At 76.4% G+C, this 16,129-nt stretch carries 21 protein-coding genes; 12 read left to right on the forward strand and 9 right to left on the reverse strand.

Annotated elements, in window-relative coordinates; translation table 11 throughout:
- The first annotated feature begins 67 nt into the window (after positions 1 to 67).
- From thiM to ABD994_RS28030, 4 genes are read left to right on the forward strand one after another with little or no spacing between them, the layout of a single operon-like run.
- A complete protein-coding gene (gene thiM, locus ABD994_RS28015) occupies positions 68 to 859 on the forward strand; it encodes a hydroxyethylthiazole kinase (protein ID WP_345423739.1) in 792 nt (263 codons plus the stop codon).
- Entirely contained in the window at positions 856 to 1,461 is a 606-nt protein-coding gene (gene thiE, locus ABD994_RS28020; protein WP_345423742.1) for a thiamine phosphate synthase, read from the forward strand. The genes thiM and thiE overlap by 4 nt, the downstream gene beginning before the upstream one ends.
- 27 nt (positions 1,462 to 1,488) lie before the next feature.
- Positions 1,489 to 2,511, forward strand: a complete 1,023-nt coding sequence (locus ABD994_RS28025) for a P1 family peptidase (RefSeq protein WP_345423745.1) — start codon at positions 1,489 to 1,491, stop codon at positions 2,509 to 2,511.
- A gap of 15 nt (positions 2,512 to 2,526) precedes the next feature.
- A complete protein-coding gene (locus ABD994_RS28030; protein ID WP_345423748.1) occupies positions 2,527 to 3,189 on the forward strand; it encodes an AraC family transcriptional regulator in 663 nt (220 codons plus the stop codon).
- On the opposite strand, the gene ABD994_RS28035 is transcribed toward ABD994_RS28030, so the two are convergent.
- Entirely contained in the window at positions 3,186 to 3,578 is a 393-nt protein-coding gene (locus ABD994_RS28035; protein ID WP_345423751.1) for a VOC family protein, read from the reverse strand. The two genes, ABD994_RS28030 and ABD994_RS28035, sit on opposite strands and share 4 nt — an antisense overlap.
- Positions 3,579 to 3,641: 63 nt before the next feature.
- Here ABD994_RS28035 and ABD994_RS28040 point away from each other — a divergent pair, with 63 nt between their 5' ends.
- Together ABD994_RS28040 and ABD994_RS28045 are read left to right on the forward strand one after the other, a co-directional pair.
- Positions 3,642 to 4,535 (forward strand): DNA-3-methyladenine glycosylase family protein, encoded by an 894-nt coding sequence (locus ABD994_RS28040; protein ID WP_345423754.1) that lies wholly within the window; start codon positions 3,642 to 3,644, stop codon positions 4,533 to 4,535.
- 4 nt (positions 4,536 to 4,539) lie between these two features.
- The gene (locus ABD994_RS28045; protein WP_345423757.1) at positions 4,540 to 4,998 is read left to right on the forward strand and encodes an HAD family hydrolase; all 459 of its coding nucleotides are present in this window, start codon (positions 4,540 to 4,542) and stop codon (positions 4,996 to 4,998) included.
- Here the strand turns inward: ABD994_RS28045 and ABD994_RS28050 are convergent.
- Genes ABD994_RS28050 through moaA form a run of 5 tightly spaced genes read right to left on the reverse strand, consistent with a single transcriptional unit; the run spans position 4,995 to position 7,770 of the window.
- On the reverse strand, positions 4,995 to 5,468 hold the full coding sequence (locus ABD994_RS28050; RefSeq protein WP_345423760.1) for a methylated-DNA--[protein]-cysteine S-methyltransferase: 474 nt from the start codon (positions 5,466 to 5,468) through the stop codon (positions 4,995 to 4,997). The genes ABD994_RS28045 and ABD994_RS28050 overlap by 4 nt on opposite strands.
- 40 nt (positions 5,469 to 5,508) lie before the next feature.
- Positions 5,509 to 6,036 (reverse strand): hypothetical protein, encoded by a 528-nt coding sequence (locus ABD994_RS28055; protein ID WP_345423763.1) that lies wholly within the window; start codon positions 6,034 to 6,036, stop codon positions 5,509 to 5,511.
- Positions 6,033 to 6,347 carry a hypothetical protein gene (locus ABD994_RS28060; protein ID WP_345423766.1) on the reverse strand — a complete coding sequence of 105 codons (315 nt, stop codon included), beginning with the start codon at positions 6,345 to 6,347 and terminating at the stop codon, positions 6,033 to 6,035. Before ABD994_RS28060 ends, ABD994_RS28055 begins: the two co-directional genes overlap by 4 nt.
- Positions 6,348 to 6,397: 50 nt before the next feature.
- Positions 6,398 to 6,682: a MoaD/ThiS family protein gene (locus ABD994_RS28065; RefSeq protein ID WP_345423769.1), complete on the reverse strand. Its 285-nt coding sequence runs from the start codon at positions 6,680 to 6,682 to the stop codon at positions 6,398 to 6,400.
- The gene (gene moaA, locus ABD994_RS28070; protein WP_345423772.1) at positions 6,682 to 7,770 is read right to left on the reverse strand and encodes a GTP 3',8-cyclase MoaA; all 1,089 of its coding nucleotides are present in this window, start codon (positions 7,768 to 7,770) and stop codon (positions 6,682 to 6,684) included. The genes ABD994_RS28065 and moaA overlap by 1 nt, the downstream gene beginning before the upstream one ends.
- Before the next feature lie 245 nt (positions 7,771 to 8,015).
- On the opposite strand from moaA, the gene ABD994_RS28075 reads away from it, so the two are divergent.
- Together ABD994_RS28075 and ABD994_RS28080 are read left to right on the forward strand one after the other, a co-directional pair.
- Positions 8,016 to 9,062, forward strand: coding sequence for an efflux RND transporter periplasmic adaptor subunit (locus ABD994_RS28075; protein ID WP_345423775.1), 1,047 nt, complete (start codon positions 8,016 to 8,018; stop codon positions 9,060 to 9,062).
- A complete protein-coding gene (locus ABD994_RS28080) occupies positions 9,059 to 9,505 on the forward strand; it encodes a hypothetical protein (protein ID WP_345423778.1) in 447 nt (148 codons plus the stop codon). Before ABD994_RS28075 ends, ABD994_RS28080 begins: the two co-directional genes overlap by 4 nt.
- A gap of 15 nt (positions 9,506 to 9,520) precedes the next feature.
- Here the strand turns inward: ABD994_RS28080 and ABD994_RS28085 are convergent, their stop codons facing one another.
- Together ABD994_RS28085 and ABD994_RS28090 are read right to left on the reverse strand one after the other, a co-directional pair.
- Positions 9,521 to 10,564: a hypothetical protein gene (locus tag ABD994_RS28085; protein ID WP_345423781.1), complete on the reverse strand. Its 1,044-nt coding sequence runs from the start codon at positions 10,562 to 10,564 to the stop codon at positions 9,521 to 9,523.
- A complete protein-coding gene (locus ABD994_RS28090) occupies positions 10,548 to 11,771 on the reverse strand; it encodes a hypothetical protein (RefSeq protein WP_345423784.1) in 1,224 nt (407 codons plus the stop codon). Before ABD994_RS28090 ends, ABD994_RS28085 begins: the two co-directional genes overlap by 17 nt.
- 204 nt (positions 11,772 to 11,975) lie before the next feature.
- Between ABD994_RS28090 and ABD994_RS28095 the strand changes: the two genes are divergently transcribed.
- Entirely contained in the window at positions 11,976 to 12,695 is a 720-nt protein-coding gene (locus tag ABD994_RS28095) for a response regulator transcription factor (RefSeq protein ID WP_345423787.1), read from the forward strand.
- A 53-nt stretch (positions 12,696 to 12,748) separates the two neighbouring features.
- On the opposite strand, the gene ABD994_RS28100 is transcribed toward ABD994_RS28095, so the two are convergent.
- Complete coding sequence (locus tag ABD994_RS28100) at positions 12,749 to 13,954, reverse strand: acyl-CoA dehydrogenase family protein (RefSeq protein WP_345423790.1); 1,206 nt, start codon at positions 13,952 to 13,954, stop codon at positions 12,749 to 12,751.
- A gap of 118 nt (positions 13,955 to 14,072) precedes the next feature.
- Between ABD994_RS28100 and ABD994_RS28105 the strand changes: the two genes are divergently transcribed.
- Genes ABD994_RS28105 through ABD994_RS28115 form a run of 3 tightly spaced genes read left to right on the forward strand, consistent with a single transcriptional unit; the run spans position 14,073 to position 16,083 of the window.
- Positions 14,073 to 14,477, forward strand: a complete 405-nt coding sequence (locus tag ABD994_RS28105; protein WP_345423793.1) for a TOBE domain-containing protein — start codon at positions 14,073 to 14,075, stop codon at positions 14,475 to 14,477.
- Positions 14,474 to 15,262, forward strand: a complete 789-nt coding sequence (modA, locus tag ABD994_RS28110; RefSeq protein WP_345423796.1) for a molybdate ABC transporter substrate-binding protein — start codon at positions 14,474 to 14,476, stop codon at positions 15,260 to 15,262. Before ABD994_RS28105 ends, modA begins: the two co-directional genes overlap by 4 nt.
- Before the next feature lie 59 nt (positions 15,263 to 15,321).
- Positions 15,322 to 16,083: an ABC transporter permease gene (locus ABD994_RS28115; RefSeq protein WP_345423799.1), complete on the forward strand. Its 762-nt coding sequence runs from the start codon at positions 15,322 to 15,324 to the stop codon at positions 16,081 to 16,083.
- The last annotated feature ends 46 nt before the right edge of the window (positions 16,084 to 16,129 follow it).

Consider the following 16,129-nt stretch of genomic DNA (forward strand, 5'->3'; position numbering starts at 1 on the left):
ATCCTCGTGGTGCGCGGGCGCTCGTCGTAGTCCGACCCCGTCCCGAGCGAGCGGCAACGCCCGGGGGATGACCGCTGCACTGCTGGGCGTGGTGCGGGAGCGGACCCCGCTCGTGCACTGCGTGACCAACCTCGTCGCCACCACCCTGTCCGCCAACGTGCTGCTCGCGGTGGGGGCCTCGCCGGCGATGGTGGAGGACCGGGAGGAGGCGGCCGAGCTCGCCGCCGTGGCCGGGGCGCTGGTGGTCAACACCGGCACGATGACCCCGGAGCGCGCCGATGGGATGCGCGCGGCGGCGAACGCCGCCCTCGACGTCGGCACGCCCTGGCTGCTCGACCCGGTCGGGGTCGGGCCCCTGGCGCTGCGCACCCGCGTCGCGGGCGAGCTGCTGCGCCTCGGGCCCGCCGTCGTGCGCGGCAACGCCTCGGAGATCCTCGCCCTCGCCGGGCACGACGGCGGCGGCCGCGGGGTCGACGCGACCGACTCGGTCGACGACGCCGCCGCCGCGGCCGACGAGCTCGCCCGCCGTTACGGCACCGTCGTCGCCGTCAGCGGCGTGGTCGACCGCCTCACCGACGGCGCCACCGTGCGCCACGTCCGCGGCGGCCACGCCGTGATGGGCCGCATGACAGCGACGGGTTGCGCGCTCGGCGCGGTCACCGGAGCCTTCCTCGCGGCCGCCCGCGGCACCGGGGACGACTCCCTGACCGCGGCCGTCGCCGCCCACGCCGTCGTCGGGGCCACGGGGGCCGCCGCCGGGGCGTCGGCGGCCGGGCCGGGGACCTTCGTGCCGGCGTGGCTGGACGCGCTCGCCGCCACCGACGGCCGGAATGCCGATGCCCTGGTGGACGGCGGGTGACGCCCCTCGACCCGCGGCTCTACCTCGTCGTCGACCCCGTGCACGGCCCACCCGACCCGCTGGCCGTCGTGCGTGACGCCGTCGACGGCGGGGTAACGGCCGTGCAGGTCCGGGCCCCGCGCGCGACGGGCCTCGCGCTCTACGAGGCCACCGTCGGCGTGCTGCTGGCGCTGCGCGGATCCGGGGTCGCGGTCGTCGTCGACGACCGGCTCGACGTGGCCCTCGCCGCCGGCGCGGACGGCGTGCACCTCGGCCGTCACGACCTCCCGCCCGAGGCCGCCCGTCGCGTGGCGGGTCCGGAGCCGTCGATCGGCTGGTCGGTGACCGGCCCCGACGACCTGGACACCGCCCTCGACGCCGTCGACCTGCTGGGCATCGGGCCGGTCTTCGCCACCGCCACCAAGCCCGACGCGGCCCCCGCGACGGGAGTGGACGGGCTGCGCCGCCTCGCGACGGCCGTCGACGTGCCGTCGGTCGCGATCGGGGGCATCGACACCGGGAACGCCGCCGCCGTGCTGGCCGCCGGCGTCGACGGGCTCGCCGTCAGCTCCGCGACCGCGGCCCCCCCGACCCGGGCGCGGCCGCCCGGGCCCTGCGCGTGATCGTCGACGCGTGACAGTCTGGCGCCCGTGCACCCCGGCGCCACCAACACGATCGTCGACGTCGCGGGCCTCCAGGTCGGGCACGCGGAGCTGACCGGGGAGGGCGCGCTGTCGGGCACCACCGTGGTGCTCCCGGGCCCCGAGGGCGCGGTGGCCGGGGTCGACGTGCGCGGCGGCGGACCGGGCACCCGGGAGACCGACGCGCTCGACCCGCGCACGCTGGTCGAGCGCGTGCACGCCGTCGTCCTCACCGGCGGGAGCGCCTACGGGCTGGCCGCGGCGTCGGGGGTGGCCGACGCGCTCGGCGCCGCCGGGCGCGGGTTCCCGGTGGGTCGCGAGCCGCACGAGGTCGTGCCCGTGGTCCCGGCCGCCGTGGTGTTCGACCTCGGCCGGGGCGGGCGGTTCGACGCCCGCCCGACCGCGGAGCTGGGCGCGGCCGCGCTCGCCGCCTGCACCGCCGACCCGCCCGCGCAGGGCGTCGTCGGCGCCGGGTGCGGCACGCTCGTCGGCGGGATCAAGGGCGGCGTCGGGTCGGCGTCGGAGGTGCTCGCCGACGGCACGGTGGTCGCCGCGCTTGTCGTCGCCAACGCGGCGGGCTCGGCGGTCGACCCGGCCACCGGTGAGCTGTGGGCCGCCCGCCACCTCGGCCCCGGCGACGTCCGGCCGCCGGCGCTGCCCGCGGACCGCACCGCGCTGCTGGCGGCCCTGCGGGCGGCCGCGGCGCCGCCGACGCTGAACACCACCATCGGAGTGGTCGCCACCGACGCCGGGCTCACCGTCGCGCAGTGCGCCAAGCTCGCGGCCGTCGGCCAGAGCGGGCTCGCGCGGGCCGTCCGTCCCGCCCACGGGATGACCGACGGCGACACCTTCTTCGGCCTCGCCACCACCGCCCGCCCGGCCCCCGACCTCGCCGGGCTGCAGGAGATCCTCACCGCCGGCGCCGACTGCGTCACCCGCGCCGTCGCCCACGCCGTGCTGGCCGCCCGGTCCGTGGAGACCCCGGCCGGGCACTGGCGTGCCTATCGCGACCTCGTCGGACGGGACGTCTGAGGGCACGATGGGCGCGTGGAGGGCTACCGCGAGGAGCGGGTCGCGCCGGGGGTGATCCTCTGGGAGAGCGGCGGGGCGCCGGGCACGATCCTGCCCGACGGCTGCCTCGACGTGATCTGGAACGGGCGCGGCCTGGTCGTCGCGGGCCCCGACGCGGCGGCGCGGCACCACGACGGCGGCGGGCGGCACCACGTCGGCCTGCGGTTCACCCACGGCCGCGGGCCGCGGCGCCTCGGGGTGCGTGCCGACGAGCTGCGCGACACCACCGTCCCGCTCGACGCGGTGTGGACCGACGCCGCCGTGCGCGGGCTCGCGGCCCGGGTCGCCGACGACCCGGTGGCCGCGCTCGCGGACCTGGCCGTCGCGGAGCCGCCCGGCGAGGCCGACCGCTTCGGCGCCCGAGTGTTCGCCGCGCTGGCCCGCGGCTCCGACGTCGGCGCGCTGGCCGACGCGCTCGGCACGACCCCCCGCACCCTGCACCGGCGTGCGCTGCCGGTGTTCGGCTACGGACCCCAGCACCTCGGACGCGTCCTGCGCCTGCAGAGGGCCCTCGCGCGGGCGCGCGCCGGCGCCCCGTGGGCCGACGTGGCGGCCGCCGAGGGGTTCGCCGACCAGCCGCACCTGGCCCGCGAGGTCCGCGCGCTCGCGGGCACGACCCCGACGGCGCTCCTGGGCTAGGCCAGGGCCGCGAAGAGGTCGACCGACCCGCCGTCGGGGTCCTGCACGGTCGCGTACCGCTGGCCCCAGAACGCGTCCCAGGGTTCGAGCTCGCCGTGGTACCCGGCGTCGACGAGCGACGCGTAGGTCGCGTCGACCTCCGCGGGGGAGTCGCACGCGAACGCCAGCGCGCTGCGGTGCCCGCCGGTCGGCGGGGTCCAGGACGGGTCGAAGGACCGGATGGTGTCCTCGGTGTCGAACGCAAGGCGGTGGCCGCCGCCGAGGTCGACGTCGACGTGGGGCTCGGCGTCGGCCCCGGCGGGGATGTCCAGCCCCAGACGGCGGTAGAAGGCGAGCGTGGCGGCCATGTCGGCGACCACGAGCTCGTAGAGGGCGAGACGAGGAGGCATGCGAGTCACGCTAGGGACCCGCCGCCCGGTGCGGCTTGGAGCGATCGGACAGGATGGCGTCCCGTGCACGTCGAGGAGCGGGTCCTGGCCCACACCCCGCCGCTCTGTCCGGACAACCTCTTCGGCCACCTCGTGGCGACGGCCGTGCCCGGGGTGGAGGAGTGGCACGACGGCGCCTACCGGCGCAGCGTCGCGCTGCCGGGTGGGCCCGGGGTGGTCGCGCTGCGCCCGGGGACACGGATCACCGCGGAGCTGCGCGTCGGTGACCCCGCCGACGCCGACGCGGCCGCGGAGCTCGCCCGGCGCGTCCTGGACCTCGACGCCGACCCCGCCACCGTGGACGCCACCCTGCGCGCCGACCCGGCCCTGCGGACGCTGGTCGACGAGGCGCCCGGGCGGCGCGTCCCCGGATCGCCCGACCCCGAGGAGTTCGCGGTGCGCGCGGTGCTCGGCCAGCAGGTGTCCACCGCCGCCGCCCGCACCCACGCCGCGCGCCTCGTCCGCGGCCACGGCACCCCGCTGCCCGACGGTCTCGCCGGGGCCGGCAGCACCCTGACCCACCTCTTCCCGACGGCGGCGGCGCTCACGGCCGTCGACCCCGACGAGCTCGGCATGCCCCGCACGCGCAAGCGCACGCTGCTGACGCTGGTCGCGGCCCTGGCGGACGGCGAGGTCGTGCTCGACCGGGCGGACGTGCCCGCCGCTCGCGCGGCGCTCGCCGCGCTGCCGGGGATCGGGCCGTGGACGGTCGACTCGGTCGCGATGCGCGCGCTGGGCGACCCGGACGCGTTCCTGCCGACCGACCTGGGCATCCGCGTGGCCGCCGAGCGCCTCGGTCTGCCCGCCCGCGACCGCGACCTCGTCGCCCGCGCCGAGGCGTGGCGACCCGTCCGCGCCTACGCCGTACAGTACCTGTGGGCGGCGCTGGACCACGCCGTGAACACCATGCCAGGCTGATCGTGTGGACAGCGACGATCCGCTGTGGCGGGCGCTCGACCGCGTCGCCGAGACCCCGACGCTGCTCGTGGCCTGCGCGTTCGACGGGGCCCTCGCCGCCGAGGAGGGCGACCCGGCGCAGGCCCGCGCCGAGCAGGTCTCGTCGGAGGCGCTCAACGTGCTCATGGCCCTGGCGGGCACGACGGTCGCGGTGGTGTCCGACCGGCCGGCCGACGAGGTCGCCGAGCTGATGTTCCTGTCGGGCGCGAAGGGCGGCGCCCGCGTCGTCGCACCCGACGGGGTGGGCCCGCTGCGCGCCGAGCTCGGCGCGACGGCGATGGTGACGGTCGGGTTCGAACCGACGGGCGCCGGGCGCGACGACGTCGTGGTCGGCGTCGACGCCCCGGCGCCCTACGAGGTCGAGGACGTCGACGACGTCGCCGCGGTGCTCGAGGAGCTGGCGAGCCTGCGCCGCCGGAGTTAGAACAGCGTCCGGTCGCGGGCCTCGAGATCGAGCAGCGTGCGCTTGCGTTCCAGCCCGCCCGCGTAACCGGTGAGGCTGCCGTCGGCGCCGACCACGCGGTGGCACGGCACGACGATCGCGACGGGGTTGCGGGACATCGCCCCGCCCACGCGGCGGGCCTCGCCGGGCGCGAGCCCGGTCGCGGCGGCGAGCTCGCCGTAGCTGGTGGTCTCGCCGTAGCCGACCGAGCGCAGCTGCTCGAGCACCCGGCGGTCCCACGCGGGGTGGCCGGACAGGTCGACCGGGACGGTGAACTCGCGCAGCGTGCCGTCGAGGTACGCGTCGATCTCGCGCCGGGCGAGGTCGAGGACCCGCGTCGCGTCGGCGCCGGCGTCGGGCCCCTCGACCGGGGAGAAGCCGAGCAGCGTGAGCCCCCGCGCCGACGCGTCGAGGTGCAGAGGACCGATCGTGGTGTCGTGGACGACGCTCATGTCGGACAGAACACCGGACAGGCGACAGGCGTGGCGGGAGTCACCGACCGAGCCCGCTCTGCATGGCGATCAGGAGGAACAAGGTCCGGCCACGGTTGCTGTTGCTGATCTGACCGAGCCACTCGACGGCCTGACGTGCGCCCTGCACCGACGACAGTGCTCCGGGCCGGTTGAAGTCCGCCAGGTGGTCGTAGTCGGCCTCGTGCCGCCGCTGCTGGAGGTCGAGGAACACCTGGGCGAAGTCGGTGATCCGCACGTCTGCCGCGAGATCATCGGTCACGGGTCGGTGGTGTGCGGACGTCTTCGGTGCCGGTGCATGGAGGACGGCGCGACAGACCTGGGCGACCGAGCCGTGTTGCAGTGACCGCGCGAGCCCGAGCTGGTGCGACCTCGGGGCGGTGGGGACGAGACGTTCGAGCGTGTAGAGCGCCACGCGGTGGAAGACCGCGTAGTACGCCGCAGAGGTGGCGCGTCGGAGGTCGATGTTCCTCGGCTGCCCGCGACCGCCGCCGCGGGCGAGCTCGTCCGCATGACGCAGGAGTCGTTGTGGGTCGATCTCCCTGATCACGGCATCGCGCCGGCGTCGTCTCCCGCCGCGTCCTCGGTCTCGGGCCGCAGCTGGACGTAGACGATGAGGGCGCGGAGCCGTCGCTGGGCCTCGGTGCGGAGAGCTCGTCGCAGAGCGACCACGTCCTCGGGTCGCCAGGTATCACCCGTGGGATCTTCGACCACGGCCGCGAGATCGATCGCGGTGTAGCCATCGACGTCGGTGATCACCGTGCTGGTGGCACGCAACACGTGGAGCTCGCCGAAGCGCTGGCCCTCGAGCCAGTGGGCGAGGTCCTGGCCCAGCGGCGCCGGATCGCTGTCCACCGTCACCCACCCACGGTACGACGCCGTGACATCTCGCCGAGCGGCTTTCGCCAGAATCAGCCGCCGGCGAAGGGCGGGAGGACGTCGAACACCGCGCCGTCGGGGAGGACCGTCGAGCGCTCGTGCACCGCGACCTCGTCGAGCAGGAAGCTCGCGGCCGCAAGGACGCGGGCCAGGGCCTCGCCGTGGTCGGCCGCGAGGGCCGTGACGAGGTCGTCGACGGTGGCGCCGCGGGGGACGGTGACGTCCTCGCCGCGGGTGCCCGCGGCGGCCTTCGCGCCGGCGAAGTACCGGACGGTCAGGGTGGTGGTCGCGACGCGGGTGTCGGCGGTGGTGCTCATCATCCTCCGATCGCGCTCATGGGCCGGTCGGGCTGCAGGAAGCCCGGGTCGTCGATGCCGTGACCGGGCTTCTTGCCCCACATGGCCACGCGCCACGCGTCGGCGATCTGTTCGTCGGTGCCGCCGCCGCGCAGCAGGCTGCGCAGGTCGTTCTCGGAGCGGGCGAACAGGCAGGTGCGCACCTGCCCGTCGGCCGTGAGCCGCGTGCGGTCGCAGTTGCCGCAGAACGGGCGGGTCACCGACGCGATGACCCCGACCTTCGCCAGCCCGCCGTCGTGACCCGTGTGGCCCTCGACCAGGAAGCGCTCGGCCGGGGCGCCGCCGCGCTCGGCCGGGTCGGGCGTCAGGCTGAAGCGGGTGCCCAGCGACGCCAGGATCTGCTCGGCGGTGATCATGCGGTCGCGCTGCCAGGAGTGCCCGGCGTCGAGCGGCATCTGCTCGATGATGCGCAGCTCGTAGCCCTCGGCCAGCGCCCAGGCCAGCAGGTCCGGCGCCTCGTCGTCGTTGAGGCCCGGCATGAGGACGGTGTTGACCTTGATCGGGTCGAGGCCGTGCTCGCGGGCGGCGCGCAGCCCGTCGAGCACGTCGCCGAGCCGGTCGCGGCGGGTGATCTCGGTGAAGCGCTCGGGGCGCAGGGTGTCCAGCGAGGCGTTGACGCGGTCGAGCCCGGCGGCCGCCAGCCCTTTCGCCCGCCTCGTGAGCCCGAGCGCGTTCGTGGTCACCGACATCTCGGGCCGCGGGGTCAGCGCCGCGGTGGCCGCGACGATGTCCTCGAGGCCCTTGCGCAGCAGCGGCTCGCCGCCGGTGAAGCGGATCTCCTGCACGCCGAGGCGCTCCACCGCGACGCGCACCAGACGCACGACCTCGTCGTCGGTCAGCGCCTGCTCGGTCGGCATCCACTCCAGGCCCTCGGCGGGCATGCAGTAGGTGCAGCGCAGGTTGCAGCGGTCGGTGAGCGACACGCGCAGGTCGGTGGCGACCCGGCCGAACGGGTCGACGAGCCGGGAGTCCTGCGGGCGCCCGCTGGTGTCCGTGGTGGTGTCGGCGGCCCCGGGGACGGCCGGCACGCCGAGGTCGAGAACGCTCATCACGACCACCCTAACCGCGCCGCGCGCCCGGGGTGAGCGACGTCATCGCAGGTCGCGGCCGTGATCCGCAGATGCGGCGCGCTCAGGCGAGCGCGAGGAGCACCTGCGGCCGAGGTGCCCGAAAACAGTCCGTTCGGAGGGGTGAGGAGCCCACGCGCCGAGCGCGGCGCGCTCCCTCGGACGGGTGACACGCCGGGCCCCGGGGTCCCCGGCCGGGGGCACGGGCGGCACTACCGTCGGCGACCATGTCGGGGAGTCGGCGCCGCGTGCTGCCGACCCTCCTGACGATCGTGCTCCTCGCCGGCGCCGGCGCCGCGGTGGTCCTGCTCCGCGAGCCCCAGTTGCTGGCGCCCCGGTCGACGGTCGTGCCGGTGGTCCGCGGCGACGTCGTCGTGGACGTCCGGGCGCCGGGCGCGGTGCGCAGCGCGTCGGAGTCGGACGTGTCGTTCGCGGTGGACGGGGTGGTCGTGGGGATCACCGTGGCGCCGGGCTCGCTCGTGCGGGCGGGAGACGTGCTCGCCACCCTCGAGGACGGGCCGACGCGGGCCCGGGTGGCCGCCGCGACGACCGCGGTCGCCGCCGACGTGCGCGACCGCGAGGCCGCGCAGGCCCGCGTCCCGCCGGACCTGCCGGGCATCGCCCGCGCCGACGCCGCGGCGACCGCGGACCGCGCGGCACTGGCCGAGGCCACCCAGGTGCTCGAGGGCACGGTGCTCCGCGCGCCGCGCGACGGGACGGTCCTCGCGGTGTCCGGCCAGGTCGGCGACCGCGTGCTCGCCGGCTCCCCGACCCCCGACGACGCCGTCGCCCGGCGCCCGTTCGTCCGCCTCGCCGACCTCAGCCGGCCCGTGGTGCGCGCGACCGTCGCGCCGCGCGACGTCCCGCGCATCGGGTCGGGCCAGCCCGCCTCCGCCACGGTCGACGGGGTGGCCGCCCCCGTGCTCGGCGAGGTCGTCGGCGTCGAGCCCGCGCCCGGCCCGGACGGGGCCTACGGCGTGACGGTCGCGGCCCCCGACCCGTCGCCCGACCTGCGCCTCGGCCAGGTCGCCGACGTGCGGATCCTCGTCGCCCGCGCGATCAGCGTGCTCGTGGTGCCCCCGGCCGCGGTGCGGCCCACCGGCCCCGACCGCGGCACCGTCGTCGTCCGGCCCGCCGACGGGCGCAGCCCCGACCGCGTCGTCGCCGTCACCACCGGGCTCGCGGACGCCGTGTCGGTGGAGATCCGCGACGGGCTGCGCGCCGGCGACCGCGTCGTCGTGCCCCGTGACCCCGGGGCGTCGGTGCTCTCGTGAGCGGGCCGGACCCCTACGACAGCGGGGAGTGGGACGCGCCGCCCCCGCCGCGGGACGAGCCACGGGACGAGCCGCCGCCGCGGCCCCGTCCCCGGCGCTGGGTGACGGGGCTGGCGATGGTCACCGTGTTCGTGCTCGGCGTCGTCGGCGGGGTGGTCGCCGACCGCTACCTCGCCGTCGGCTGCGCCACCTGCGCGCCGCCCGCGGGAGAGGGGCAGCCGCTGGTGGGCTTCCTGGAGAGCTCCGGCGACGGGCTCATCGCGGTGCGCACCCCCGACGGGCGTCTCGTGCCGGTGCGGACCTCCCCGGCCACGCGCCTGCTGGTCGCGACCGTGGCCCCCGCGCCACTGGACGCCCTGCCGCGCGGCTCGCGCGTGAGCGTGCTCGGCGTGCCCGACACCGACGGCACCCTCACCGCCCAGACCGTGGCCGTCCCCGGCTGATCAGGCAGAAGGCCCTCAGAAGGCCCGGTGGAGCCAGTCGGCGAGCTCGGCGCCCCACCACGAGTCCCGCGCCGGGGCGGCCGCGGGCGCCGTCGGCAGGGTCGGCAGCGTGACCCCGGGCAGCGGCACCCCGGGCACCAGCCCCGGCGGCGGGATGACGACCGGCGGGGTCGCGGTGCAGGTCGGGTCGTCCGGCGGCGGCGAACGGCGGCGACCCGGCGGCGTCGTCGTCGTGCACGTCGGCTCGGCGGTCGTGGTGGTCGTCGTGGTGCTCGGCCGGGTCGTGGTCGGCCGGGTCGTGGTCGTGGTCGTCGGCCGGGTGGTGGTGCTGGTGGGCTCGGCCGTGGTCGTGGTGGTGGCGGGCTCCGTCGTGGTCGTCGTCGGCCGCGCGGTGGTCGTGGTGGTGGTCGGCCGCGGCGTGGTCGTCGTCGTTGTCGTGGTCGGCTCGACCGTGGTGGTGGTCGTGGTGGTCGGCGCCGTCGTCGTCGTGGACGTCGTCGTGCTGGTCGGCTCCGTGGTGGTGGTCGTGGGCCGGGCGGTGGTGGTCGTGGTGGTCGGCGCGGGGGAGGCCGGGGTCGCGGAGGTCGTCAGCCAGAGCCCGCGCAGCACCGGGCTCGCGCCGCCCGTGGAGCGCCGCAGCAGGACCCGGACCGACAGCTCGGTGGTCGGCGCGCCGAGGGTGACGGTGCCGTCCCGGGGCACCGTGACCCACGGGCCCCAGCCTCCGTCGCGTCCCAGCCCGCGGGCCTCGACGACGACCGACGCACCGGACGGCACGTCGGCGGCGGCGTCACCGGCGACGCGGTCGATCACCCCGCGGGTGCGTCGCGGGGCGAGCACCAGCCGGCCCTCGTCGTCGCCGGCGAGCTGCACCGTGCCGTCGACGACCGTGACGCCGGGGTCGTCGCCGCCGTCGAGGGCGAGCTCGGCGGCCCAGCTCTCGGGCGGCGCGGGGGACGGCGTCGTCGCGGACGCCGGGGCGGCCAGCACGGCCAGGACCGTGGCGAGGCCGACCGCGCCGGCGGCGACGGCGAGGGCGGCATCAGCAGGACGGGACATCGCGCGCCTCCACCTGGTCGGCCGGGACGAACTGGGCGGTGCCGACGCGGATCCAGCGCTCGCCGACGCCGGTGCGGCCGGCGCCGGTGCTGGTCGCGCACTCGTAGGCCAGCCGCGCGCGGGGCGCGACGACGCCGACGACCGGGGCGTCGGCCAGCGGTGCGGAGCGGACGTCGAGCCGGGCGCCGGGGTCGCGGGCGGCGCCGGTGGGCCCGGTGCCGGTCCAGAGGTAGGTGACGGTGACCCACGCGTTGTCGGTGAGCCCGAGGTCCTGGCGGAAGGTGCCGTCGGCGAGGTCGATGCCGGCCGGGTTGCCCACGCGCCGGCCCGAGGCGTCGCGGCCGCCGTTGTAGCCGTCGGTGTAGGCCGCTTCCGCCTCGGCCCGCCCACGGGGCAGGTCGCCGAACTGCTGACGCTGCCCGACCGGGCTCCAGTAGTCGTCGACGGTGTTCCACGGGCCGAGGTCCCAGACCGGCGCCCACGTGCACCGGGTCTCGGTCGCGCAGACGCGCACGGTGTAGTCGCCGGCGTCCCGGGGGCTCAGGGCGCGGCGCGAGGGCAGGGCGACGAAGCGGTCGTCGGGGGCCACCCGGTGCCCGTTGGCGGTGCGGTTGCCGACGAGGCCGATGCGGGTGGCGAAGACCCGGGAGGTCAGCGCCTGCGTGTCGGGAGCGCCGAAGGTGGCGGGGCCGCGGTCGGCGGTCAGCCAGAGGCGGCGCAGGGCCGGCCCGGAGCCGTCCGGTGCGGCGACGAGGGTGACGCGGACCTGGAGCTCGGTGGTCGGCTCCGCCAGCCGGGCCGGGTCGCCGGGGCGGGCGTCGCTCCACTGGCCCCAGGTGTTGTCGTCCCGCAGCCCGCGGACCGCGACGAGCACCTGCGCGCCGTCGGGGACGTCGGCGGTCACGTCGGCGGCGACGCGGTCGGTCACCGCCGACGGGCGCCGCGGCGGGAGGAGGAGCTCGCCCTCGGCCGGGGCCGGCCCGGTGCTGGTCGCCCGGGGGTCGAGGTCGGCGATCCGCACCGCGCCGTCGGTCGCCGTGACGTTGGTGTCGTCGCCGCCGTCGACGGCGAGCTCGGCGGCCCAGGTCTCGCTGGTCGGCACCGCGGCCGCCGACGGGGCGAGGAACGCCGCCGCCAGGAGGGCGCCGAGGGCCGCCGCCCCCAGGACCGACGCCCGCCGCCCGACCCGTGCCCGGCCACCCGGCATCGACCGCTCCTCGCGCCCCGTGCCCCCGGCTGGTCGGAGGCGTGTGCGCCCATGCAAGGTCGCGGACTCTGTGTCGACAAGCGAAACGCCGGAGACGCATGTGGGTGATAGACGGCCGGGGGACTTACACCACTGTGATTTCTTGATCGCCGTGTCGGTGCGTCGGCTGCCGTTGGTTCACTCTGATGAGGTACGTCTACCCGGGTGACCGAGCGTGGGGGTGTGGGGGCGACGTGCGTCGTCCACGACGAGCGGCCGCAGGCGTGCCGGCGGTTGCGGCTGCTGGTGCGCTCGGTCGTCGGGCCGGACGCGGTGACGGTGGCCGACGACGCCGACGACCTCCTCGAGCGCCTCGGCGCTACCCCGCGCGCGATGGCCGTCCTCGGGCTCGCCGAGACCGAGCCGACCGGCCTCGCCGTCGTCCGTCGGGTCCTCAGCGACGCGCCCGGCACCGCGGTGCTCGTCGCCGGCTCGGCGGAGGCCCACGCGCCCGCCCAGCAGGCGCTCGCCGAGGGCGCGTCCGGCTTCCTGCGCTGGGACGCGCCGCGGGCGATGATCCGCACGCTCGTGCGCAGCCTGGCCTCCACCGCGACCGGTGAGGATCTGCTGCCGCGCCCGGCGGGGCCGGAGGCGGGCGCCGTCGACATCGCGCCCGCCGAGGGCCTGCGCGACGTCGTCGTCGACCTGGAGGCCCAGCGTCGCCTCGAGCTGTCCGTGCGCGAGGTGCAGGTGCTCATCGGCGTCAGCCGGGGGCTGACCAACGCCGACATCGGCAAGCGGCTCTACCTGTCCGACCACACGGTGAAGTCCCACACCGGGCACCTGTTCCGCAAGCTCGGCGCGAGCGACCGCGCCCAGGCCGTGAGCCACGCCTGGCGCCTGGGGCTGTTCGTCCCGGCCCCGGTCCGCCGCACCCCCGCCTGACCCCTGCGTGCGTGATCTTCTGAGCTATAGCGCAGAAGATCACGCACGTGGGGCTAACCGTGCGCCTTGAGCTCCTGGCGGGCCACGGAGCGCAGGTGGACCTCGTCGGGGCCGTCGGCGAGGCGCAGGGCGCGGGCCCAGGCGTAGGCGTAGGCCAGCGGGAAGTCGTCGGACACCCCGCCGCCGCCGTGGATCTGGATCGCGCGGTCGATGACGTTGCACGCCATCCGCGGGCAGATGACCTTGATGGCGGCGATCTCGGTGGCGGCGCCCCGCGAGCCGACCTCGTCGATCAGCCACGCCGTCTTGAGCACGAGCAGGCGGGCCTGCTCGATCTCGATGCGGCTCTCGGCGATCTGCTCGCGCACGACGCCCTGCTCGCCCAGGGTCTTGCCGAACGCGACGCGCTCGTTGGCCCGGCGCACCATCGCGTCGACGGCCCGCTCGGCCATGCCGATGAGGCGCATGCAGTGGTGGATGCGGCCCGGGCCGAGGCGGGCCTGCGCGATGGCGAAGCCGCCGCCCTCCTCGCCGAGGAGGTTGGACGCCGGCACGCGGGCCTCGTTGAGCTCGATCTCGCAGTGCCCGTGCTGGTCCTGGTAGCCGAAGACGGGCAGCGGGCGGGTGATCGTCAGTCCCGGGGTGTCGCGGGGCACGAGCACCATCGACTGCTGGCGGTGCGTGGCCGCGTCGGGGTCGGTCTTGCCCATGACGATGAAGATCTGGCAGCGCGGGTCGGCCGCGCCGGAGATCCACCACTTCTTGCCGGTGATGACGTAGTCGTCGCCGTCGCGGCGGATCGAGGTGGTGATGTTGGTGGCGTCGGACGACGCGACGGCCGGCTCGGTCATCGCGAACGCCGAGCGGATCTCCCCGGCGAGCAGGGGCTCGAGCCACTGCTGCTTCTGCTCGGTGGTGCCGAACAGGTGCAGGGTCTCCATGTTGCCGGTGTCGGGGGCCTGGCAGTTGATGGCCTCGGGGGCGATCACGGGCGACCAGCCCGACACCTCGGCGACCGGCGCGTACTCGAGGTTCGACAGCCCCGAGACGTCGGGCAGGAAGAGGTTCCACAGCCCGCGGTTGCGGGCCTCGGACTTGAGCTCCTCCATCACCGGCGGGAGCTCGTGCTCCGCGTCGGTCCCGCGGCGCTCCTCGCGCCAGGCGTCGTAGACCTTCTCGGCGGGCAGCACGACCTCGTCGAGGAAGGCCCGCATGCGGTCGGTGTAGTCCTGGGCCGCGGCACTGGGGGCGAAGTCCACCTCCGCACCTTCCCACCGCGCCGACGTCGGGGCGAGCGCTCGTCGGCGACCGCGATCTCCGGAGGTGCGGCGCGGTCGAGGCTGTACAGGCGCACCGACGGCCCTACACTGCCCGATCGTGACGCATTTCCGGATCGCCGAGGCCGCCCGGCTGCTCGGCGTCAGCGACGACACCGTGCGGCGATGGACCGACAGCGGGTCGCTGCCCGTGTCCGTCGACGCGAGCGGCCGCAAGGTGATCGCCGGGTCGGACCTCGCCGCGTTCGCCCGCGCCCAGGCGCACGCCACCCCCGACCCGTCGGGGGTGGGCCGGTCCGCCCGCAACCGCTTCGTCGGCCTGGTCACCGCGATCCAGAGCGACAAGGTGATGTCGCAGGTGGAGATGCAGTGCGGGCCGCACCGCGTGGTGTCGCTGATGAGCACCGAGGCCGTCGAGGAGCTGGGGCTCGAGGTCGGGTCCCTCGCGGTCTCGGTCGTCAAGGCGTCGCACATCATCGTCGAGACCCCCGGAGGCATGGCGTGAGCAGCGCCCGCAGACTCGTCCTCACCGCGATGGCCGCGGCCGTCGCCCTCGGTGTCGCGGCCTGTGGGGGAGGCGGTGGCGAGCAGCAGCAGGCGGCCCCGCCGGCCCGCACGCTCACGGTCTCCGCGGCCGCGTCGCTGACCGACGTCTACAACCAGCTGGGGACGCAGTTCGAGCAGGCCAACCCGGGCACGACGGTGCGGTTCAACTTCGGCGGCTCGGACACGCTGGCCCAACAGGTCGTGCAGGGCGTGCCGGCCGACGTCCTCGCCACCGCGAGCACGCGCACGATGCAGACGGCGCAGCAGGCGAACCGCATCCAGGGCCAGCCGGTGACCTACGCGGCCAACCAGCTCCAGATCGCGGTGCAGCCCGGCAACCCCAAGCAGATCGCGAATCTGCAGTCGCTGGTCGGGCCGCAGGTCACCGAGTCGATCTGCGCCCCCGCCGTGCCCTGTGGCGCGGCGACCGAGGCCGCCGAGCGCGCCGCCGGCGTGACGCTCGACCCGGTCAGCGAGGAGCAGGACGTCCGCTCGGTGCTCCAGCGGGTGATCACGCGCAACGTCGACGCCGGGCTGGTCTACGTCACGGACGTGAAGTCGACGAACGGCCAGGTGCAGGGCATCGACTTCCCGCAGGCCACGGCCCAGGGCGCGGCGCAGAACTACCTCATCGGTGCCGTCGCCGGCAGCCCGAACGCCGACCTCGCGCAGCAGTGGATCGCGTTCGTCACCGGGCCGCAGGGTGACGCGGCGCTGACGCAGGCCGGGTTCCAGCTGAAGTGACCCGTGCCGTCCCGCGCCGCGCCCGGGGGAGTGCGGTCACGCTCGCACTCCCCTGGCCGGTGTGGGTCCCCGCACTGATCGGCCTCGGGCTCGTCGCGGTGCCCGTCGCCGGGCTGGTGGTCCGCACCGACTGGTCGGACTTCGCGGCGCTCGTCACCACCGACGCCGCGCTCGACGCGCTGTGGCTCTCGCTGAAGACCGGGCTCGCGGCCACGGTCCTCTGCCTGCTGCTGGGCACGCCGCTCGCGCTGGTGCTCGCGCGGTCGCACCTGCCGGGGCTGCCGTTCCTGCGCTCGGTGGTGCTGCTGCCGCTCGTCCTGCCGCCGGTCGTCGGGGGTCTGACGCTGCTCTTCCTGCTGGGGCGCACCGGCCCGCTCGGGCAGCTGCTCGACGCCTGGTTCGGGATCACCGTGCCGTTCTCGACCGAGGCGGTGGTCATCGCGCAGACGTTCGTCGCGATGCCGTTCCTCGTCGTCAGCCTCGAGGGCGCGCTGCGCACGGCGGGCGAGCGCTACGAGGTCGTCGCCGCGACGTTGGGGGCGTCCCCGCTGACCGCGCTGCGGCGGGTGACGATCCCCGTCGTGCTGCCGGGCCTGGTCTCCGGGGCGGTGCTGGCCTTCGCCCGCGCGCTCGGGGAGTTCGGGGCGACGATCGCCTTCGCCGGCAACCTCCAGGGCACCACGCAGACGCTGCCGCTGCTGATCTACATCCAGTCGCAGAACGACCTCGACGGCGCCGTGGCCATGTCGCTCGTGCTCGTCGTGGTCGCGGTGCTCGTCATCGTCGCCACGCGCACCCGCGACGCGTCGGGAGTGCGGTGAGCTGGTTCCGGCGCCGCCCGGGCGCCACGCGGGTCCCGAGCGAGGG

Origin of the sequence: Actinomycetospora chlora (assembly GCF_039542135.1) — a bacterium.
Lineage (GTDB): Bacteria > Actinomycetota > Actinomycetes > Mycobacteriales > Pseudonocardiaceae > Actinomycetospora > Actinomycetospora chlora.